Raw genomic sequence first — 22005 nt, 5'->3', positions numbered from 1 at the left:
AGTTAGGGGCGGGCGAGACGCCCACCCCACAAGGTTTTACAAAATTGAATAATTGATTTATTGGTAATCTTTAGGAATAGATAATACGGAACAAGCGATAGATTTTTTTTAATCAATGGCTCCTCCTTTAGGTTTATCCGTGGGGGTAATCCAAAATCTAAAATCCGTCTTGAAATGATTTAGGATGGCTATAATCGTTTGATAGCTTGGTAACACACATCGGTTAAACGAAATACTAGATGGTGCGTCTCAATCCCACATCATACGCCGGATAACTGTTCCAGGAAAATTTGGACAATACATGTTATCTTTTTGGATAGATGACATTCTATAGACAAAGAGTCACATGTATTGTCTATACAATGTCTAACACTCGGCTATTATTCAGATTTTCTGCACGCTGTTAGTGTTATTTATTTAACAGGAATCTCCTTATGGAGCCAGGGCTAAGATTACTAATTCAATTGGTATTAGAGTTTGCACCTGTAATTGTAGACTTGATACAAAAGAGAAAAGAAGAAAGTCTGACTACAACTAATTATCTATTGCCAACAGTTGTCAATGAAGCTGTCAGGTTTGGCAAGAATATGATGGCAGAAAATGATAGCTATGACTCAAGTTTTGAACAAACAAAACTTCTGCAACAACAATTAGCTGTTTATCAGCGTGAGACACAATTAAAAGTAGCAAATCAAGAAAGAGAAACTGCTCTCAAGTTACCAGAAGTATATAAAATTTTTGATAGTTGGCCTTTAAGATTATATCCGTCACAAATTTTAGAATCTCATACAAATCAAGGACGCACTCCGATAAAAGTTTTTCTTGCTCCTCCCGAAATCAAATTCGACCAATTTGAACATAAGACTGATGGGATATCTGAAATAGAGCTAATGTTGGCTGAAGGTTTAAGAAAATTGTTCAATCAGCATTATTCTTTACACAATCCCATTAGACCAACAGAATTTTTAGCAGGGGCTTGGGATAGTAAACGTTTTCATAGTGAATCCAGTATCAAGGCTCTGTATGGCATATTAAAAACAGAGCCTATTTTAATTTTAGAGTCAGAAAATGATGGAGATTACCTAAATTTTCGGATTGCTTATTGGGGATTGAAACAAGATAAATATTATTACAAAACAATTGCACGATTGTCTTATAAAGAAATTCTTCAGGAATCTGCTAAAAGTCGCGCTCTGGAGTGGAAAAAAATTCGAGATGAGTTATTAGCGTTAGGAGAAAATTTAGAAGAAATCAATCTCTTGGGTAGAGATAATGTATTTAATTTGGCTATTTTAGAAAAATCAGAAAAATGGCAGGCTCAAGGGATTGATGTGAGCAAGTTATCCTTGCAATATCAAGTTAATCATCAAGATTTTGAAAAGCTTTGCCAGGTGTTGATTACTTGTCACTTTCTGGTTGCTGCTTGGGTAGCGGATATTTATCATTTAGTTCATTACGATGTACCGCCTTTGCTGCCAAAGTTGCTGCCAAGTTTGCTCAAAGATGCTTTCGATTTACAATCTGTGCAAGCAATAGCCACGGGTTATAAACAAGTGTACCAAGCTCTAGAAGAGGAACGACGTTACTGGGTTCCAGAATTGGCTTTGCAACTAGCTCAAAGTTTATCTCATTTACCCGATCGCTCTTGGGCACAAGAACAAATTGATTATTCAATAAGCACATGGTTGGAATTGCGTCAAGCCTTATCACAGGAATTTGCTAACCCCTTAGAGGCGATGCAATCGGCTGTGAGAATTGAAGATGAAGAGTATTTCCAAAACTTAAAAGAATATTTTACAACTGTGAGCGATCGCCAAAATATTTTAGCTGTAGAAAAACTCTTAGATGCGATCGCCACTCTCAAATATAAACTTACCTTAGAAAATGCCAATCTCAGGTACACCCTCACCGGACATGCTGGTAAAGTCACCTCTGTGGCTGTTAGTCCTGATGGCGAGATTTTAGTTAGCGGCTGTGCAGACAAAACCATCAATCTCTGGAATCTGCGAACTGGCAAACTAATTCGTACTCTCACAGAGAATTTAGGTGAAGTTTCATCTCTAGCAATTAGCCCCGATGGTAATTTCCTTGCTATTGGTAGCTGCGAACACCCCAGAAGTAATGTCAAAGTCTTGCATTTGAAAACAGGCAAAGTATTGCACACACTTTTAGGGCATCAAAAACCCGTCAATGTTGTAGCAATCAGCCCAGATGGTACAATTCTCGCCAGTGGCAGTAATAAAATCAAGATTTGGAATTTAGATAAAGGCGACCGCATTTGTACCCTTTGGCATTCATCGGCTGTTCATGCCGTAGCAATCAGCCTTGATGGTACGATTCTTGCCAGTGGTAGCTCTGATAACAAAATCAGGTTGTGGAATCCACGGACAGGCGACCCGTTAAGCACGCTAAACGGTCATGATGGCGAAGTCAATTCAATTGCTATGAGTCCCGACGCACAACTCCTCTTCAGTGGTAGTGCTGACACAACCATCAGAGTTTGGCATTTAGCTACTGGTAAACTGCTGCACACATTAACTGGACACTCACAAACAGTAAAATCCTTAGCCGTTACTCCCGATGGACAAACTCTAATTAGCGGTAGTGCAGATAAAACCATCAAAATCTGGCGACTTTCCACAGGCGAACTGCTGCAAACCCTTACTGGCCATTCAGAAACGGTGAATTCTCTAGCCCTGAGTCCTGATGGTAAGTTACTCGCTAGCGGTAGTACAGATCGAACCATCAAAATTTGGCAGATATAGCAAGGGACTGGGGAAGAATCTTTTTGTTGACATCTGAAAGTGCCAATCGAACGATAGAGGGATGTTGCAGTTTTTTTATACTAAGGATGATTTTGCCGATCGCCCTAGTCCTGTACGATCGAAGAACAATTAATTCAAATAGAAAAATTATGGCAACCGAGCAAGAGCTTCAATCTCTTTTTAATACCTTGGATAGCGATGGAGATGGTAAAGTTTCGATAAATGAGCTTTTTTTAAGCCCAGGCTTAAGTGCAGTCATCTCAGCAGAAACAGGTGTCAGCAGTCCCCAGGAATTGGTGAGTATGTACGGAGATAAAGATGGCAGTATCACCTTTGAAGAGTTAAAGAGTGTTGTTGAAAAGGCTGGGAATTTAAACTAGCAGATTGTAAAGAAAGATGTGACTAATGGATAGCTTTTTAAGGAGGGCTAGGGGGGATCGAGGTTTCAGGTTTGAGTGCGTAAGTCCTAAAACTAAACTCCTGTAGGTTGGGTTGAGGAACGAAACCCAACATATTAGGTGCTTTGTTGGGTTTCACTTCGTACCCCTACGGGGAAGCAAGCTACAACCCAACCTACAATTTTCCTTAACACCAAGCGTATTGAGATATAGCTGGGGATTGGGGACTAGTAAAAGTCTAAATAGGGTGTGTTATGGCTTTAGCCTAGCACACACCCTAATCAACTAAAACAGCCTCTTAATCAGGAATAGTTATGCGTGTTTTATAAATGGATTCTTCAACTATTAAGCTGCCGTCTTGTTTCATTTCTAATTGAAAACTTCCTTTTTTTGAAGGAGCATAAAGCATAATTGTATTGTTATTTAAAGTCTCAATTTTCCAATCCCAAATATGCTGAATGCTATCCATAGCAATAGCATAGATAAGCAGATGCTCGCTAGCAATAGGGGTAGTCCATGTAGATATTATGCCCGATCCCTCAGCCCCTTGACCTTTTTGGTTAGGTAGGGGGTGATAAAATTCATGAACGTAACCACATCTTTGGGAAAAAGTTGCACCAGTATCAGGATTGTTTTCGTCCAAAAATAGAGAATCATCTTGATTCCAAAAGTAGTTTCTCGAAATTGCAGTTACTAGTACAAACTTTATGGCAACATTATTACGGCGAAATATTAAATGACGAGGCGAGATCGCTTGAGTTTGAAGTTTTCCTTCTCGATTATTCAACAAAAAAGATGTTTCAACTGCTACAGGTTGGTTGGATTTAATTGTGTCTACAAGGAAGATACTATTCGTACCACACACAATCCACATTCTCTGAGCTTTTTGGATAGGCTTACCATAAACATCTGCGGCATCAGACTCGATTACAGTCATATTTCCTTCTTGATAAAGAAGTTTAAACTTATTTAGAGCCGGTATATCTTTGTAGATACTGCCTTGTACAAGATTTTGTTTCAACCTTGAGCCAGTCTTGGTGATAAAACTCCAAGTATTGTGAGAAGCTGCGGATTTTGATTGAGCTTGGATATCAAGACGATAACAACAATGTCCAGGATCTACAAAGAAGTTTTCTCCACCATAGGAGAGTATGAAGCTGTTTTGATCCTCGTGTCGATGTCCATCAGACCTTAAAGGTTCGTATCCTGCTTGAACAGATAAAACTATAGATGGATTATGCCAGGAATCACGGACGATAACGTTACCGTTCTCGAATCGTTTTACTAGAGGAAGGTTAGCCTGTTCAGGTGTTATGGAATTTTCAGCATATTTCCAGTTGAGTATGGTCGGGAACAGAAAATTGTTAAAAAAGCCGAAGGTTGCTCGATCGTCAGGGCCTAGTTTTGGATCTTGATAAGTTTCATGAAAAATCCAAGATGCAAGACCCGCTTCTATAGGCATACTTTTTTTTGCCCGTCGAGAGATATGAAGCAAAAGATCGGCGGTAGGTCGAAAAACAGCTGCTGAATCACCCCAATTTAAAGAATGAGGATAAGCTAAGTCTCCCCAGCCTGCAACCTGTTTCATCTCAAGAAATGATGACACCACCCAAGGTATACTGCGCGTATAGCAAGATATATCAAGCTCGTGTTCTAAAGAAGGGTTATAACGTACAAGCACTTCAAATAAGTGCGCTAGATTGAAAGTTGCGTAGTTCCAATATTGTAGAGATTCGCCATAGCTATCTTGGTTATATAGCTTGGTAGCCAGTTCATAGTTTTCTACCGATTTTTCTACACCAACTCGATCGCCAATAATTGCAGATATCGTACCGTAGCCATTCAGCAGAACCATAAACCAGTTATTGGCAATTCTTTGTCTTTTAATGGTATTGTTGAGCCATTCTTGACAAAGTTTCTGGGGCTTATTTATCAAAGCTTCACGAATCTCATCTAACTCAGTAGCAGTAAATATATCTGGGCAAAGATCGAAAACAGTTGCCACAGCAATACCCGCATGAGCAGTTTCCAGGTGCGCTAAAAGACGTTTAATACGTTTTCTTCTTCTATACGACGGGCCTACCCACTCATCTGGAGATTTACGTATTGTATCTAATACAACCGACTTCAACCATTCTCTGAGCCTGACAATTTCTGTTTCAGGGGTTAAGCCACAAGCTTTAATTACTTGATGGAAATTATTTGACTTATTTGCTAAAAAGCAGATAAACGCTACATCGCTTAACCGCTCCCAGCTAATATGCCACCATTCATTCGTATCTGAAGGTTGTACTAAACCTGGAAAGCGAGTGTTATTTATAGTACGCTCGATTAGAGCTATCAAAAAATCTTGCCTACGGTCATCAGCTATCTTAAGGGCAGACTCTAGTTCTATAAGTTCATTATCTGCAATTAACATTTCAATAAATCCTTGGGTTCGTGTGGCTCACGTAGCAAAAAGCTGTTGGCGCTATCGTGAGATAAATCTTTGATGATGTCTGCCAAACGTCTACAGCCTGTATATTTTTATTCTGCCAGCACAAAAAATCTACTTACAAGTGTTGAAATCGCACTTGGCAGTAGATGGCCTGGTAGTGGCTGTAAGTGAATGAAATATACATATAAGAATCACTTTGATTTCTGAAACGATCTACGCAGTCAGCAAACAGGGAACAAGACACCCTAAAGTCTACTGAGTTTCTTCAGAAATCAAATTACGAACTTATATGTAACAAAAAATACTTTTGATTAAAGTATAAATACAATTAGGAAAAGACATAAAGGAGATCGGTATTTTCCTTAAACTTGTTCCAGTAATGGTATTCTTTGAATCCCAATATGTATAGTAGCAAGGTCAATAAATGCATCAAAATGTACTTTATATCGTTTCCAGCGGACAACGAAACGATGATATTTGCTTTGATGCCATGCAAAACAAAGCTCTTGCTGAAATCTCGGAGCAGAAATTTTGATGGGTCTACCTCTGTTTTTCTTTGTTTTCCAAGCTCGTTTTGGTATTTGGGGTTGAATGTCCCGTTTATGTAAATAAGGTTACTCAATGCCTCGAAATGTACCATCATCAACTAATACACTCCACTCCTGTATAAACTAGATTACCATAATTTATATTAAGTAGGTTAGTGTTGAAAATTGTCGTTATGACAAGGCAGAAGGCACGATTAAAGAGCTTTTTGAGCAACTTTACTTTTGGTGATATATTTTGTTTTTTTTACACACACGTTACTTAGCAGGATAAGTTCATGCAGGAGGGGGAGTAGTTGAGATTATTTCTCTCACTTGTTGTGCGGAATCTTGTTCTAATGCTGATGCCGCGATCGCTTCACTCTCGGCTAAACTTAACTGATGAATCCCCTGCTTGATTGCAGGTATACTTTGAGGATTCACACTTAATTCATCTAACCCCAAACCTAATAAAATCGCTGTTGCTAAAGGATCTGCTGCCAATTCGCCACATAAACCGACGGAAATTCCCGCCGCATGGCCAGCCTCAACGGTTTGCTTTACCATCCTTAACACCGCTGGATGCAGCGCATCAACTAAATTTGCTACGCGTGGGTTAGTGCGATCGCCTGCCATGACATACTGGCTAAGGTCATTAGTGCCGATACTAAAGAAGTCTACTTCAGCGGCTAACCGTTCGGCGATCGCCACTGCTGACGGCACCTCTACCATAATCCCTAGTTTTATTCCTGTATCGAAGGGAATACCAGCTTGCTTGAGTTCAGCCTGGACTTCACCGAGAATTGCCTTAGCTGCACGCACCTCCGTTACAGTAGCAATCATCGGCAACATGATTTGAATTTGGCGCCCAAAACTAGCTCGCAAAATTGCCCGCAACTGAGTTTTGAAAACTTCTGGATTGCCCAAGCAAAAACGAATTCCCCGCCAACCTAAAAATGGGTTGGCTTCGGGAAACCCTACCCTGAGATAAGGAAGTGGCTTATCGCCGCCAATATCCAAAGTCCGAATTATCAGCGGACGATGCTCCAAAACTTCAGCGATCGCCTGATACACTGCTAATTGTTCTTCTTCTGTGGGGGCGCTTGTCCTGTCCAAATACAAAAACTCGGTGCGGAGTAGCCCCACACCTTCGGCACCATTAGCTACAGCAGCTTGGACATCATTAATACTACCGATATTGGCAAAAACGCCCACTTGCCGACCATCAGAAGTAATTGCCGGCTGGTGTGCCGTGGCTCGTGCTTGTTGCTGGGCACTTTGCCAAGCTTCTCGCTTTGCCTGAAGGTGTTCTAGAATATCTAACTCTGGTTCTACCCAAGCTGTGCCGCTTTCACCATCCAGTGCCATCAACGTCCCATCTGCCAAGTACAACACTTGGGCATCTACTCCCAAAACTGCGGGAATCCCTAAGGTGCGGGCGATAATTGCACTGTGGGAAGTGGCACTCCCAGAAGTTGTACAAATCCCTAACACCTTTGTGGGGTCTAGTCCGGCGGTATCCGAAGGCGTTAAATCGCTGGCTACCAAAATCGCTGGTGACTCCAGATGTAAGTTAGCAGGGGCATTCCCAGTTAGTAAGCGCATCACCCTTTGCCCCACATCCACAACATCGTCCACTCGCTCTTGCAAATAAGAGTCCTCAAGTGTGCGATAGGAAGTTGCCACTTCATCGACTGCGGCTTGCCAAGCGGCCTCGGCATTTATATGCTGTTCTAAAATGCGGTGATGAGCCGCTTCTAAAAGAACTGGGTCTTCTAAAAATAGTAAATGGGCGTCAAAGATGGCAGCTTCAGCATCGCCAATTTGAAAAGATGCTTGTGAGAACACCGTCTGAATTTCTTGCCGGGCGATGTGAATAGCAGCTTGTAAACGTTGCCACTCTGCTTCGGTATCATCTACGCGATATTCCGTAATGGCAATTGGGGCGGGTTGATAACGAACCACAGGTGCGATCGCCACTCCAGCAGAAGCCGGAATTCCAGAGAGTTCGCCCTCAGTAGCTGGGGCAACTTTGTGTTGCAAGACTGGTGGATGATTAAAAGCAGCATTATCCTCGCCAAAATTAGTGGCAAATAATACTTGCAATGCTGCCAGTGCTGCATCTGCATCTGAACCAGTGGCAGTAATTAGCAATTCGTGTCCTTGACGCACCCCTAAAGTTGTGACTTGGTTAATACTGTCGCCCCGGACTAACCCGGTATTTCTAGTTAAATTTTGCACCAGAATTTGAGATTGAAATCTGGCTGCGGTTGCTACAAACTGGGCTGCGGGGCGGGCGTGTAAACCTAAACGATTGCTGACAATCAGCCGGATTTCTCGCGTCGGGGATTCTGGATTGCTGGTTTGGATGTTGCTATCCACAATCGACGCAGGGCTACTAGCTCCAACCAATTGAGTTGCTTTTGCTAGTAATGCGCCCCGTGCTTCGGACATTACTTGCTGAATGTTCCCGCCAGCCGCCGCAGCTACCACAGCAGCGATCGCACCTTCCACCAGAGGCGCTTCGCACAAATAAACTTTTTGCCGCTGTTCCTCTGGCAGAAACTCCAGTGCCATTTCTGCGCTGAGTAAAGCACTACCCAAATCCATTAACACCAAGACACCATCATCAGAGAAAACAGCAGCGATCGCTTCACTAACCTGGATGGGATCTGTACCCAAAGGATTTTCCGGATCTTCAATACCTGCTGCAATAGCGATCGGGACTTCACCCCGAACCATCTGCGCGGCGAGTTCCCGCACGCCCAAAGCTAGTTGTTTACTGTGAGAAACTATGACAATTCCGACCACTGCCACACCGCCAATCTTATTGAGAGGTTTGCGATCGGCCAGTTATCCATTTCATTTTCCCATTGAGCTAAAATTGCAACTGCCCGAAAATATTCCCGTCTTTGGAGTTAGAAACCCGAACAAAATAGCCCTCTTTTACAGGAATGCGTGGTGTCCACTCATAAACCCCATCGCTACCAGTACGCGAAGAGATGTTTTGCATAAGTTTCTTTTCATAGTACAACCTAATCGAGACATCGCCATCAAAATTGTCTCGCCACAATATTAAAAAAGGTCGATCTTTGTTTGCAATGACTTTGCCTGCTGGCTGAGTGAGGAAAATTTTTGGTGCAACCTGATTTTTACTTTTCTTACGGAATCCTAGATAATGAGGTAAATCTCGAAAAGTAGGATTTTCTTGCACATTAGATAGTTGTGGAACGATAATATTTCCTCTTTGGGGATTGAACAAATAAGTCGATCTGCCCCCGTCAACGGTAATGATATCGCCTTTGACTCCTAATTTACGTAGTAAATCCGCTGCTTCGTCTAAAGTTGCTTGATTCACCGTCATAATCAACAATAACTCGTCACCTTTAACACCATCTTTGTTAAGAGTACCGATGAGTTGGTATTTATTGGCTTGATTTTGAGCCAATACTTTTGCGGGATGGTCGCTGTATTGGTAAGTGACGATTGCGTTTTTTACTGCTTTTTGATTTAGGGGCGCACCACTAAGGCGATCGTAATTTGTAATGTATGCCTGCTTATCATCCCAGACTAAAGCCTTGAGGCGAATATTACTATAATATTTATCTTTTGGTTCTTTGACGGGGCCGTAGGGACTATTACCGCCGCTGATAACTACACCATTGAGTTTTATCGGAAAAGATAATTGCGTGCTGGGTTGATATTGCTCAAAAAAAGAACAATTAATGATAGAAAAAACATTATTAGCATAAAGCTGTTGATATTCATTTGCAACTTCAGAGAATAATTTGTTCTTGAAAAAAGGGCTGTAATGTCCACCTTCTCCTCGATAATATTTACCTTGCTTTTCACCCATATTATCCACCTCTCCAACGATTTGGTCGATGTGCATTTTCCGGAGGTCAATAACTTGTAAATAAGCTTCGTTACCGTTGGTTAATTCTTTTCTATATAAAGCTGCACCGTCTATCTTTTGGAGAGGCAGATAAGAAGATAAAGGATTGAAACTTTGAGCAATCCACAGGCTACTCAGAATTGGCAGTAAAAAAAGCAATAAATTGATGAGAACATTCATCAGAATTTTCTTGAGCCAGAAATATGTCTCAGGAATTATAATCTAGATTTTGATATTAGCCAGGTTTTGAAGCCAAAGTTGAGCCTCAGAAGGTCAAAGTCGAGCCTCAGAAGGTCAAAGTTGAGCCTCAGAAGGTCAACGTCGAGCCTCAGAAGGTCAAAGTTGAGCCTCAGAAGGTCAAAGTTGAGCCTCAGAAGGTCAAAGTTGAGCCTCAGAAGGTCAACGTCGAGCCTCAGAAGGTCAAAGTTGAGCCTCAGAAGGTCAAAGTTGAGCCTCAGAAGGTCAACGTCGAGCCTCAGAAGGTCAAAGTTGAGCCTCAGAAGGTCAAAGTTGAGCCTCAGAAGGTCAACGTTGAGCTTCAAAGAGATAAACTCAATGTGCGATCGCCTCAACCTTAAGCTTTATAAATTGAATCGTATATTTAATTAGTAAGAATTCAAACAACCTGCGTTGTAGTATAATTTTCCTTTTGTATTATTAAACGTATAAGAGATGACACCCCAATTTGAATACAGCACTCTAGCGCAGCCCCAGGATATTCAGCAGCTTGCGTTTATCCTTAAGCAGTGTTTTGTCAACGCACTTGGTGGTGAGGAAGCTTACATGAACCAAATTGGCGTAGAAAACTTTCGGATTATTCGCGAGTCAGGGCAATTAATTGGTGGATTAGCAACTCTGAATATGGGTCAGTGGTGGGGTGGCGAGCGTTTACCAATGACGGGAATAGCCGTAGTGGGTATTGCTCCAGAATACCGTGGTTCGGGAGGAGCGATCGCTCTCATGCAGCACACCCTCAAGGAACTTTATGCCAGAGGTATACCCCTGTCTGCTCTTTATCCAGCTGTGCAAACCCTGTATCGAAAAGTCGGGTACGAACAAGGGGGTAGCTGGTACATTTGGGAAGTCGCAACCAACGCCATTGGAGTACGGGAGCAACCCCTACCTTTGCAATCAGTAGTTCCCATAAATGATCGAGTCTTTCACGAACTATATCACCAGCAAGCCAAACTCACCCACGGATATTTAGACCGACATCCCGCAATTTGGCGGCGATTAATCGAACCAGATGAAAACGAACAAGTCTATGCCTATTTCATTGGTACAAAAGACAAACCCGAAGGTTACATTATCTTCGCTCAACAACGAACACACAATGGTGAAATTATCTTTGTCAAAGATTGGGTAGTAAAAACAGCTGCTGCGACACAAACTTTTTGGTCTCTTCTAGCCAGCCATCGCTCCCAAATTCAGCAGGTACGTTGGAAGAGTTCTGCAATTGATACTCTGACATTGGCGTTACCAGAACAAACTGCTAAGATTTCGACTCAGTTTCGCTGGATGCTACGAATAGTAGATGTTGTCAAAGCATTGTCCCTGCGCGGTTATCCATTGGGGCTGCAAACAGAACTCCATTTAGATATTCAAGATAATGTCATAGATGCAAACAACGGTAAATTCATTCTTTCTGTTGCCAATGGACGCGGTGAAGTTACAAAAGGTGGAAAAGGAGAGTTGCAACTAAATATTCGAGAACTAGCACCACTATATACAGGTTTGTTTTCTCCCTACCATCTGCAAATAGCTGGAAAAGTGCATGGCACAGAAACAGCTATTTCAGCAGCTACGCAAATATTTGCAGCTAGTTCTCCTTGGGTGGCTGATTTCTTTTAATGGGTATGGGGGAATACTGCTCGTTTTGTCCATTTTTAACTCGTAATTGGGTTTGGGGAAAAGGTTAAAGGGTAAAGGTTAAAGGTTTTTCCTTTTCCCTTTCCCCTTTCCCCTTTTCCCAAAACCCGTATGGGGCATAGATTATTAATTATTCTCCTCTGTTCCTCTGCCTCTTTTCCATACCTCATAAGTAGATAGTCATGATTAAATCTAAGATGTCATTAGATATTTGGTGAAAAACAATGTAGAGACGTAGCACTGCTACGTCTCTACTTGTGAATCAACAAAAATAAAGTTGGAAACATAATTGACCCTTGGCTCGTCCTTGCGCTAGATTAACAATTTCTGTTGTTGTCAACTCACGTCACAAACAAAATTCTCGGCGATTTACTTTTGATGAGTAATGATGATTTGTTGTGCTTATCTAATCCCAAAGACATCTCAAAAAATAACTCGATGGGATTTAGAGTTTTTATCCGGAAGTTCAACACACTCGTCAGAAAACAATCTAAGTAAAGCTGATTACTTGCTACTTACTTGCCTACTTACTTGCACACACACAATCTCAACATGAAATCACATCTACTCGCCATTGGTTTGAGCAGTTTAGTTCTGCTTGCCGGACAAGCTAAAGCTTCACAATTACAGTCTTGGTATTTTGATTCTAGCCAAAACCAATTAGACCTAACTACCACTTCTGGAATAGAACCAAAGGCATTTGTATTAGATAATCCCAACAGATTGGTAATTGATTTACCCGGAACTACTTTTAATTCTGATACCGTCAAACAAAGTTTTGGGAATGCAATCAGAGAAATACGCCTTGGCAAACCAGACTCTCAAACCACTCGTTTTGTCGTAGAATTAGCGCCTGGTTATGATATTACTTCCCAGAATGTTTCAATCAAGGGAGATTCCCGTTCTCATTGGATTTTTAAATTCAATTCATTTAACCGCCAAACTAATCCCATTGTTGGGGAAAATAGAGAAGATATTGCGATTAAATCCACAGATGCGACTACATTTGCGGGAGTTGTGAATCTTGGTCAAGAGATGGTCGGTCTGAGTTCTCAAATTCGCAGTCTGTTAGCGAGTTATAAATCATTAAATCCCGGAATCTTTTTCTTAGATTTAGCAACAGGAAATTATATAGATATTAATGGTGAGAAAAGATTTGCTGCTGCAAGCACAATCAAATTTCCCTTATTAGTAGCTCTTTTTCAAGATATAGACGCTGGCAAAATCAAACTCACAGATAAACTAGTGATGCGGCGCGATTTAAGGGTTGGTGAATCTGGAACTATGCAATACAAACCCATCGGAACTAAGTTTAGCGTCCTAGAAACTGCTACCTTGATGATGACAATCAGCGATAATACCGCAACAAATCTAGTTCTCGATCGCTTGGGTGGTGCAGCAAAAGTTAGCCAACGTTTTCGTAGCTGGGGATTGCAAAATACAGCAGTTCGGAATTTACTTCCAGACGTTGCTGGCACAAACACAACTAGTTCCAAAGATTTGGTGAGGTTGGCGGCGTTAGTTTCTAATAATCGTTTGCTCTCGCCAAATAGCCGCGATCGAGTTTTAGATATTATGCGCCATGTCAAAACCAATAGTTTACTACCAGCTGGTATCGGTCAAGGAGCTACCATCGCTCACAAAACCGGTACGTTGAGATTCATTATTGGTGACGCGGGTATTATTCAAATGCCCAACGGCAAAAGCTATTTAGCGGGCGTTTTGGTACAAAGACCAAACTACGATCCCAAAGCTGGAGATTTTGTCCGTGAAGTTTCGAGAAGAGTCTACAATTACCTAGACCAAACCAAAGTCAGCAATATAGAGCCGACTTTTGGCGGCCGCACTCGCTAGCAATAAAGTAGGGGCGTACAACTGTACGCCCCTACGTATCTATATATATCAGGTATTTCCCAAAATGGTATTAGCTTAGGAAATTGGGTGTACCGTTACCACCATTCTTACCAACAGCAGGAATTTCCAATAGGCTATCTGTAGCTTTGCCAGTACCGTCGTCGGTAACCTTCGTAGAATTACCCGGATGTCCGTTGGGGATAAACAGTTGCGGGTGGTCAAAAGGTGCTTTCTCATACCGAACTCGGTCATCAGTTAGTGCTTTCAAGAAGGCGACCAATTGCTGCTTTTCTTCTGGTGAGAGATTCAGGCGGGGAAGCGCTCCAAAGTCACCACCGCGATTGTAAAAATCGATCGCTTGTTCTAAAGTCGCCTGACCTCCATTGTGGAAGTAGGGAGCAGTGAGTTCCACGTTGCGAAGTCCAGGTGCTTTGAAAGCTCCGTCTGCAACCGCAGTTTCCGTAGGCTTCAAAGGTGGATTGAGAGTAGTCGGGTTTTCACCAAGGAGAACCTGAAATTTCCCTAACTGCGCCAATCGCGCCTCTGAGAGCGGATTACCTTGACCGTTACCAAATAAACCGTCATTACCGCCCAAGCCGAGGTCATCTGTGTTAGGTCTAACGCCAATCCTGAAGAAGCCATTATCTTCAGGGCTGTTTGGCGGGAACGGCGCACGTTTGATTCGTCCGTTTTTAGTTACATTGCTGACTGAAGCAGCCGTGAATTCTGGCCCAATGTGACAACCAATGCACAGAGCTTTCCCTTCAAACAGTGTTTTACCTAGTTGCTGCTGCTGGGTGAGGGCACTGGTGTTGCCTTCTACGAAGCGATCGTAGGGCGTGTCATTGGAAATGAGTGTAGACTCGTACAACTGAACTGCTAGACCAAAGAATAGCGAGAAGTTGTACTCCATCAATGTGTACTCATTAGTCTCCAAGGAGCGATCGGGCTTTTTGACAAAAGTGCGTCTCCCTTCGGCATCAACTTGGATTAGTTTATTAGACTTCCACCACTCCGACTTAAAGGCATCTTGAATCATGGCATCGTAGGTTTTATCTTTAAGTCCGGTTTTAGGCCATCTACTATCTGCACCTAAAACGCTATCTTGTGGGTGCACAAGCTGTTTACCTAGCGGCCTCAGAGGGAATAACTTTTTCGCAAGTTTTCGGGGGAGTTTTTTACCTTTAACACCGTTGGTTCGCCCAAACTTGTCACCAATCTCTTGAAAAGTCCGACCATCAGCAGACACCTCAAAGGAACTCAGTGGCGGGCCGACGGCTTGGGAAGCCAAAGACGCATTATTCAGGCTGACTTTGACAAAGTTTAGCTGGTTTGGAGTTTCTGCTTTGACAACAGAAGCGTTAGGGTCTCTCAAACCGAAAGGATTCACGCCATTAAAGATGTTCTGCGCTCTTCCGTCCCAGAAGTTGCGGAAGTTAAATACTGCATTAATTACGCTTGGAGTGTTACGAGACTGGACGCGGCGCACATTTATGCCTCCCACGTTAAACACGGGATCTGGCTCAGTTTTTACTTGGTCTTCCGCATTACCAGGTACGACATCAACAAACTTAGTATTGGTAACCCCCTGGGAGGAACTGACATCGTTGCGATCGAGTATGACGCTGTTAGGATCGTTGGGGTCTGCTAGTTTGTGGAAGGGAAAATCTTCTGGCTTGAGTTGATAGTTTGGTAGTCCTCCTATATCAAAAACTGTATCCGGGTTCTCTGTACCATTAGCGTTAACCCGCAACAGTCCAGGAGCAATCTGATTTTTGGATCTATTGTCGGCTCCAGCATGGAAGTGACAAGTCGCACAGGAGGTCACGCCGTCGCTACCCACTTGCATATCCCAAAAAAGAGCCTTGCCTAATTTAATGGCGGCTGCTTTGTCTTTTACAAACTCTGCAAGATTATCTGGTTCTGGAACAGGCACACCTTTGAGCGAAGGTGATGATGGGGTAATCTGCGCTGAGACACTATTTCCAGCTATTACTGCCACCATAATCATGACAGCAATTACTATAGTTTTGGAAAATTTCGATCTCAGAGGATTAAACTTACCAGATCTATATCTTTGCCTTTGGGGTTTGATGTCAACAGGTAATTTGGATGATGGCGTTGCTCTAGAAAATGTATTAAGGTCATAAGGCAGCAATTTTGGCTGATTAGCTAAGCCTGGGACTGCTTGCTTAGTTTTGCCGGCCAGAAATTTGAGCGAAAATCGACCTTTTGAATTGAATAGAAAATAAATTGGTAAGCTAGCCAAAACTAGCACCAATACTATTACGGGTATAGTCCCCATAGTTGTTGGTTATAAATTAAGACTGGAAAAAATTATACATTGGCTAAAAAGCGTGAAATTTATTGTTTAGGTGAAATAATTACTAATTTTATGTAAACAAAAAACTCTTGAAGGCATAGCTCAGTTAAGCAAACTCAGCAATTTTTGTTTACACTTTTTTTATAAAAAATAGCGTTTATTATGCTTAGCTAGTAAGAGTTTGATAAAATTTAGATATCTGAAGATATATGTTTAAGTTTATTATTAACGATAGTTTCCATAGCAGATTTAAATGTCACTACATCAAAGTTCTGGTCGCTGGCGCTTAGGGCTAGCGTTATCATTGTTGACAGTATTATTGTGGGGAATTTTACCAATTGCTCTTTCGGTAACTCTGCAAGTATTGGATGTATATACAGTTATTTGGTTTCGTTTCCTAGCATCATTTGTACTGCTTTTTATCTATTTATTCATAAGTGATAAATTACCAAAGCTGGAACAATTGCCTTCCGGTTCTGGGAAATTATTAGCGATCGCTACACTTTTTTTAGCGATTAATTACTTCTTATTCATGCAAGGTTTAGCGTTAACATCACCCGCTAATGCTGAAGTTTTGATTCAATTAGCTACGCTTTTATTAGGTTTGGGCGGTTTAGTAATTTTTCACGAACGTTATCGGTTGTATCAATGGATTGGTGTCAGCGTACTGACTTGTGGTTACTTTTTATTTTTTCGGGAACAGCTAACGAATTTAATTACAGCGCATAATACCTATATATTAGGTAGCATTTTGATTGTGCTAGGGGCAGCAGCATGGGCTATTTATGCCTTGGCACAAAAGCAATTATTACAATCTTTATCTTCCGCTAGCATCATGCTTATTATTTACGGAGGCTGTGCTTTATTATTCACTCCTCTAGCTAAGGTAAAATCAATTTTTACACTTGATGTTTTGCACTCAGGAATGTTGATTTTTTGTGCTTTGAATACTCTAATTGCTTACGGAGCTTTTGCAGAGTCATTAGAACATTGGGAAGCATCGCGAGTCAGTGCAGTATTAGCTTTAGCTCCCATTGTGACATTAATATCAGTTGCCGTTGTATCAGCGATCGCACCTGATTTAATTCCACCAGAACGCTTCACTTTTCTAGGAATATTTGGAGCAGGTTTAGTAGTTGCAGGTTCAGTGGCGATCGCCTTGGGGAAAAGTGATTGAAGAAATCAGAATTCAGAATTCAGAATGTAAAAAAATCAACAGTGAAATTGCTGTGTGTTAATGGTAATGATAAATGAATTCAGGTGAATGCTAATTTTTCTGAGAATAATTTTAATAATTATTAGGAATTTTTTTCAAAATGTTTAGTATTTTTTTAACCTAGTAAAGTTGTCGCACATTCAAAGTTACAGCATAGATACTGAGGCAGCATATTTTTTGGTTTGTTATGATTTTCTCGTGAAGGCGAACTACTGAAGTCATGCTTCTGTAAAATCGATACTTTTCCCACAAGTTTGACTCTGTAGCAATCTAATTTGTTCAATTGATAGCCAACAAAAAAATGTTTGAAGAAGAATTCAGAATGTGGAATCTAACGTTGATGGTTAACGGATGACTGTTGACTGTTGATATGCGTTAGAGCAATTCTCTGCAACAATGCGCTTAATGATTACTCCCCGCCTTCGGCGTCCCCCCTTACCAAGGGGGGACTACAGGGGGGTAGGATTAAGCTCAACTTCACAGAAAATTGGTATTAGAGCAATCCTACGGGTTACGATTGGACTGTGAACCACGAATTTCCCGGCTTCTAGGCGTGGAGAGTGTCAATATCAAATCTATGATTTTGTAGGGTTTAAAACCCATTTATTCAGATGCTGGCGGACTTGCTAATGCTGTGCTATCTGCAATTGATACACAAATCATAACAAATTCTGAATTCTGACTCCTGAATTCTGACTCGTGAATTCTTTTGTAAACCAAGCAGGGCGCCCGAAAAACTACCAAAGCCAACACATCAAAATCAGACCACCGAAGCAATTGAGTGATGAATAGTTTGTTTGGTAATTGGGCCAGCACCCTGAGAAAAAATTCCCTATTGCTGGTTCTTTCAATGGTGCTGCCAACGTTTGGAATTAGTAATTCCGTTTCGGCAGCAGAACGCATTTATGCATCTTATTCAGCTCTAGAGCTTTCGATTTCTGTGACAGCTTTAGAAAACTACGCTAAAACAGGTGCAATTGACGATGATTTAGCAGCATATCAACAATATTTACCTGTTGAAAAGCTTGAAGAATTACGACGGATTTTACTCAATCGTGTGAAAGTTAGTCCGGAAGTAGTTTCACAACTTCTCTACACATCCCAAGGAGAATTTTTGCTGCATCGGTTGGCGGAAGTGATTAAAACAAAATCTCTTCAGCCAGAATCAGAATTTAGTGCTTTGCGTTCAGCACTCATTTTAGCCTCTGCTGAATCAGGAGGCTTAACACTTTTAAATGTGTTACGTAAATATCCTAGCAACAGCATTCATCTTGATGTAGCACAGACTTTTCAAATAGCTACAGAATTGGATAAACTTGTCAATCAAACCCATCGAGCGATCGCGGCAGTTTCCCAAAGGTCAAAGATCGAAGCTGCTAGCATTCAAAAACCAAATTTATCACAATTACCTAACTTAGAAATTCCGGGAAAGTTTAAGTCACAAAAATATACGTTAAAGTTTTTTGATTCAAACCGCGATCGCCTTTTATTAACTGATGTTTACATTCCCCAAATTTCAACTCGCGCACCTGTAATTGTGATTTCTCACGGCTTGGGTTTAGACAGCAGTAATTTTCAATATTTAGCTACTCATTTAGCTTCTTATGGATTTGCTGTCGCTGTTCCCAATCATCCTGCTAGCGATACTAAAAAATTGCGTTTGCTGTTGAATAAACACGCCAATGATTTAGCACAACCGAGTGAATTTAAAGACCGACCTTTAGATGTTACATATATATTGAATCAATTGGAAAAAGCTAACCAATCTGATTTACGGTTTAAAAATCGGTTAAATGTGCAAAACGTTGGCGTATTTGGTCAATCTTTGGGAGGCTACACAGCTTTGGCCTTGGCAGGCGCTAAAATTAATTTTGAGCAGTTAAAAAAAGACTGTCAACTAACAGGGCTGAAAAAAACCTGGAATATGTCTTTACTGCTTCAGTGTCGTGCTTTGGAATTGAATATTACTAATTCTGGCAGAGATTATAACCTGCGGGATGAGAGAGTTAAAGCAGCGATCGCAGTTAATCCAATTACTAGTTCTATTTTCGGCCAAGCTGGCTTAAATCAAATCAAAACTCCAGTGATGATTGTCACCAGTAGCGATGACACTGTTGCACCGGCTTTATACGAGCAAATTCTACCTTTTTCGTGGCTGGCAAATCCACAAAAATATCTTGTCATGCTTGCAGGTGCCACCCACTTTTCCACCATTGGTAACGCTAATCCGAAAAATCAACAATTATCATTACCTGCTGAAATGATTGGCGATGCTTCCCAAGCGCGTCGTTACATGAATGTTTTAAGTTTGCCTTTCTTCCAAACTTATGTTGCAGGAAAGTCACAATACGTTCGTTATCTCAACGCCAGTTACAGTCAAAGCATTTCTAATAAGTCTCTTGGTTTGAGTCTGGTTAAGTCATTGAATACAATTGAATTAGCACAAATGCTGGAGATTCAAGGAGGTAATTATTTAAAAAAAAAGTTCCTAACACCATAGTCAGCTTCGGATTTTGGATGCTGGATATTGGTGTTTCACTATTGAATGTGATGATTTTTATTTGATTTTGCAATCAGTTTAAGTAAGTCGACACAATTATTTAGAAGACGCATTTCGACTGCGCTCAATGCTCGACCTTTGAGAAGACGAGGGTTGAGCGAAGTCGAAACCCGGTAATCTCAAGTTAGGTTTAATTTAGTCCTTCTACTTATAATCCCTAATAGGGATTAAGTGAAATTTCAACTCCCCAAATCCAAATCCTTCCCCAAGCCCAAGTCCGTTTCAATCCCTAATAGGGATTAAGTGAAATTTCAACCTGATTAGTAGTTGTCAGATACGCCTTAGCTTTTGTTTCAATCCCTAATAGGGATTAAGTGAAATTTCAACAGATAATACAGATTTCTTCCCCTTTCAGCAAGCAGTTTCAATCCCTAATAGGGATTAAGTGAAATTTCAACCTCGAATAGATGTTGCAGTTGATGATTTTTCAAAGTTTCAATCCCTAATAGGGATTAAGTGAAATTTCAACGGAGGTAGCCTGAAACACAGTTTGTATAGGGTTTTCAAGGTTCGGTAGCGCGGACGAGATAATCATAGCATCTACGATTGAGATTGAGTTTTAGGAAAATAGCTAGAACGTAGGCTGTGTAAGGTGCGCGGGTACTTTATTAGCTATTTTCTCCAAAACTATTGCAGCAGGAGGGTTTCAAGGTTACTTCCTGCAATTTCCTTTTGAACACCTACCCATCCGCGCACTCGGCAAAGAAAATAGAGTCATCACGAATTTTTTCCCCACCAATACGTTCTACTTTACCTAGACAGCAAGCACACAAAAAGTAAAATAGGATACTATCGGTTTCCGGCTTGATTAACTTGTTCAAGCGCGATCGCAATTTTGCATACTGAGTATCGGTCAGATGGCATTCAAACACACTGTACTGTACCCACTGTCCATAGGACTTAAGAATTTTGTGAATTTTTGTGCGGCGTTTATCTTCTGAAATATCATAAGACACAACAACATTCATTGCTAGTTTTTTTCTCCACTTTCTACATTAATGAATATTGTACAGACGCGATTGATCGCGTCTCTACTAATAACTAAATTCCTACTTCAAAACTAATGGTGGATATTTTTCGGTTTCACCCATCAAGTATTTCGCTAATAATCGAGCCTGTAATTCAAATGCTTCTTGATAAGTGCATTTGCGTCCGAAAACAGGATGTTTAAATTGGGATTGTTTCTTTTGTGCATATTGTTGTAAAAATATTTTTCGTCCTTCTGCGGTAAGAGAAACTGCTTCACTCAAAGGTTCTGTGATGAAATCTGCTTTTGTTAACAATTGTCTATTTAATACAGACAATACTATTGCGTCTACAATTAAGGGACGAAACTCTTCCATTAAGTCTAATGCTAATGATGGTCTACCGTAGCGATCGCAATGTAAATATCCTAAATAAGGATCGAATCCGGCAATATTAATTGCACCTTGAATATCATGCCGCAATAATGAATAGCCAAAGCTGAGTAAAGAGTTAACCGGATCGGTTGGAGGACGACGGACACGCTTATTAAAACTAAATTCTGTAGTCCTAATTAATTGATCGAAGCAACCAAAATAAGCAGCACTTCCAGCACCTTCTAAACCACGCAATGAATTAATATTTTGAGTAGTTTCGATGGGTGCGATCGCTTGCTCTAAACGTGTTACATTCACAGATAAATCTATATCTGGATTTTCACGTTGACGACGGTTCAGGAGATTACGGTAGTTTTTTAACTTTCCGCGTACAAAGGTTTGTACTACATGAATTGCTTGCGCTGATTCACCAGCTGCTTGCCATTGGGCTTTACGCAGAAAGATATTTTTGGTCACTTCTGGTTCTATCCTTCCTAAATAACGGCCATTTTCTGTGAGAAAAGTAACAGGTATATGTCGTTCTAGTAGTTCAGATATGACGGCTGGCGAAACAGTTGCGCGTCCTAAAACTACAACTCCGTCTATCTTGATTAATGGGATATCTAAAATTGTTTTTTTCTCAAATTTGACGTGGAGTCGTTCGTCAATTTTTCCAATGAAAGCATCTTCTTGAGTGACGTATACTGTACCCATAATTACCTCTGCAATTAATTGTTGATAAAAAAATTGGTATTTTAGACGCGATTCATCGCGTCTCTACAAGAATATTTGGTGTTGCTGAATCTAGGGATGAAATTGTACGT

Annotated in this window: 13 protein-coding genes, 1 pseudogene and 1 CRISPR repeat array; of the genes and pseudogenes, 6 read left to right on the top strand and 8 right to left on the bottom strand. The window is 41.0% G+C overall.

Annotated elements, in window-relative coordinates:
- The first annotated feature begins 434 nt into the window (after positions 1–434).
- Both NSTC745_RS15160 and NSTC745_RS15155 read left to right on the top strand, forming a co-directional pair.
- Positions 435–2765, top strand: a complete 2331-nt coding sequence (locus NSTC745_RS15160) for a WD40 repeat domain-containing protein (RefSeq protein ID WP_445637872.1) — start codon at positions 435–437, stop codon at positions 2763–2765.
- Between the two features lie 149 nt (positions 2766–2914).
- Entirely contained in the window at positions 2915–3145 is a 231-nt protein-coding gene (locus NSTC745_RS15155; protein WP_445637871.1) for an EF-hand domain-containing protein, read from the top strand.
- A gap of 316 nt (positions 3146–3461) precedes the next feature.
- On the opposite strand, the gene NSTC745_RS15150 is transcribed toward NSTC745_RS15155, so the two are convergent.
- The 5 genes and pseudogenes from NSTC745_RS15150 to NSTC745_RS15130 all read right to left on the bottom strand — a co-directional run bounded on the left by NSTC745_RS15150 (position 3462) and on the right by NSTC745_RS15130 (position 10561).
- Entirely contained in the window at positions 3462–5582 is a 2121-nt protein-coding gene (locus NSTC745_RS15150; protein ID WP_445637870.1) for a heparinase II/III domain-containing protein, read from the bottom strand.
- Positions 5583–5584: 2 nt separating this feature from the next.
- Positions 5585–5780 (bottom strand): annotated as a pseudogene (locus NSTC745_RS15145) (IS701 family transposase); the annotation flags it as partial.
- A gap of 641 nt (positions 5781–6421) precedes the next feature.
- Complete coding sequence (ptsP, locus tag NSTC745_RS15140; RefSeq protein ID WP_445638609.1) at positions 6422–8935, bottom strand: phosphoenolpyruvate--protein phosphotransferase; 2514 nt, start codon at positions 8933–8935, stop codon at positions 6422–6424.
- A 67-nt stretch (positions 8936–9002) separates the two neighbouring features.
- Positions 9003–10199 (bottom strand): hypothetical protein, encoded by a 1197-nt coding sequence (locus NSTC745_RS15135; protein ID WP_445637869.1) that lies wholly within the window; start codon positions 10197–10199, stop codon positions 9003–9005.
- A gap of 35 nt (positions 10200–10234) precedes the next feature.
- A complete protein-coding gene (locus NSTC745_RS15130) occupies positions 10235–10561 on the bottom strand; it encodes a hypothetical protein (protein ID WP_445637868.1) in 327 nt (108 codons plus the stop codon).
- Between the two features lie 130 nt (positions 10562–10691).
- On the opposite strand from NSTC745_RS15130, the gene NSTC745_RS15125 reads away from it, so the two are divergent.
- Positions 10692–11870, top strand: a complete 1179-nt coding sequence (locus NSTC745_RS15125) for a GNAT family N-acetyltransferase (RefSeq protein ID WP_445637867.1) — start codon at positions 10692–10694, stop codon at positions 11868–11870.
- Between the two features lie 570 nt (positions 11871–12440).
- Complete coding sequence (locus tag NSTC745_RS15120; protein ID WP_445637866.1) at positions 12441–13742, top strand: serine hydrolase; 1302 nt, start codon at positions 12441–12443, stop codon at positions 13740–13742.
- 70 nt (positions 13743–13812) lie between these two features.
- Here the strand turns inward: NSTC745_RS15120 and NSTC745_RS15115 are convergent, their stop codons facing one another.
- On the bottom strand, positions 13813–16047 hold the full coding sequence (locus NSTC745_RS15115; RefSeq protein ID WP_445637865.1) for a cytochrome-c peroxidase: 2235 nt from the start codon (positions 16045–16047) through the stop codon (positions 13813–13815).
- Between the two features lie 271 nt (positions 16048–16318).
- Here NSTC745_RS15115 and NSTC745_RS15110 point away from each other — a divergent pair, with 271 nt between their 5' ends.
- Together NSTC745_RS15110 and NSTC745_RS15105 are read left to right on the top strand one after the other, a co-directional pair.
- The gene (locus NSTC745_RS15110) at positions 16319–17242 is read left to right on the top strand and encodes a DMT family transporter (protein ID WP_445637864.1); all 924 of its coding nucleotides are present in this window, start codon (positions 16319–16321) and stop codon (positions 17240–17242) included.
- Between the two features lie 823 nt (positions 17243–18065).
- On the top strand, positions 18066–19781 hold the full coding sequence (locus tag NSTC745_RS15105) for an alpha/beta hydrolase (protein WP_445637863.1): 1716 nt from the start codon (positions 18066–18068) through the stop codon (positions 19779–19781).
- A gap of 207 nt (positions 19782–19988) precedes the next feature.
- A CRISPR array of direct repeats spans positions 19989–20310; the repeat unit is 37 nt; unit sequence GTTTCAATCCCTAATAGGGATTAAGTGAAATTTCAAC.
- Positions 20311–20521: 211 nt separating this feature from the next.
- Here the strand turns inward: NSTC745_RS15105 and cas2 are convergent.
- Together cas2 and cas1d are read right to left on the bottom strand one after the other, a co-directional pair.
- Complete coding sequence (cas2, locus tag NSTC745_RS15100) at positions 20522–20809, bottom strand: CRISPR-associated endonuclease Cas2 (RefSeq protein ID WP_099066222.1); 288 nt, start codon at positions 20807–20809, stop codon at positions 20522–20524.
- Positions 20810–20890: 81 nt separating this feature from the next.
- Positions 20891–21895 (bottom strand): type I-D CRISPR-associated endonuclease Cas1d, encoded by a 1005-nt coding sequence (gene cas1d / locus NSTC745_RS15095; RefSeq protein ID WP_445637862.1) that lies wholly within the window; start codon positions 21893–21895, stop codon positions 20891–20893.
- Between the last annotated feature and the right edge of the window lie 110 nt (positions 21896–22005).

This window comes from Nostoc sp. DSM 114161 (genome assembly GCF_052692665.1).
Note: the sequence above shows the minus strand (reverse complement) of the source record. Positions and strands in the feature narration are given on the sequence as shown.

What these genes read in the sequence shown, in the direction of transcription:
- NSTC745_RS15110 (WP_445637864.1), top strand. Translation starts at nt 16,319, where the DNA reads ATGTCACTACATCAAAGTTCTGGTCGCTGGCGCTTAGGGCTAGCGTTA.
- NSTC745_RS15125 (WP_445637867.1), top strand. Translation starts at nt 10,692, where the DNA reads ATGACACCCCAATTTGAATACAGCACTCTAGCGCAGCCCCAGGATATT.
- NSTC745_RS15105 (WP_445637863.1), top strand. Translation starts at nt 18,066, where the DNA reads ATGAATAGTTTGTTTGGTAATTGGGCCAGCACCCTGAGAAAAAATTCC.
- NSTC745_RS15115 (WP_445637865.1), bottom strand. Translation starts at nt 16,047, where the DNA reads ATGGGGACTATACCCGTAATAGTATTGGTGCTAGTTTTGGCTAGCTTA.
- NSTC745_RS15155 (WP_445637871.1), top strand. Translation starts at nt 2,915, where the DNA reads ATGGCAACCGAGCAAGAGCTTCAATCTCTTTTTAATACCTTGGATAGC.
- NSTC745_RS15120 (WP_445637866.1), top strand. Translation starts at nt 12,441, where the DNA reads ATGAAATCACATCTACTCGCCATTGGTTTGAGCAGTTTAGTTCTGCTT.
- cas2 (WP_099066222.1), bottom strand. Translation starts at nt 20,809, where the DNA reads ATGAATGTTGTTGTGTCTTATGATATTTCAGAAGATAAACGCCGCACA.
- cas1d (WP_445637862.1), bottom strand. Translation starts at nt 21,895, where the DNA reads ATGGGTACAGTATACGTCACTCAAGAAGATGCTTTCATTGGAAAAATT.
- NSTC745_RS15160 (WP_445637872.1), top strand. Translation starts at nt 435, where the DNA reads ATGGAGCCAGGGCTAAGATTACTAATTCAATTGGTATTAGAGTTTGCA.
- NSTC745_RS15135 (WP_445637869.1), bottom strand. Translation starts at nt 10,199, where the DNA reads ATGAATGTTCTCATCAATTTATTGCTTTTTTTACTGCCAATTCTGAGT.
- NSTC745_RS15150 (WP_445637870.1), bottom strand. Translation starts at nt 5,582, where the DNA reads ATGTTAATTGCAGATAATGAACTTATAGAACTAGAGTCTGCCCTTAAG.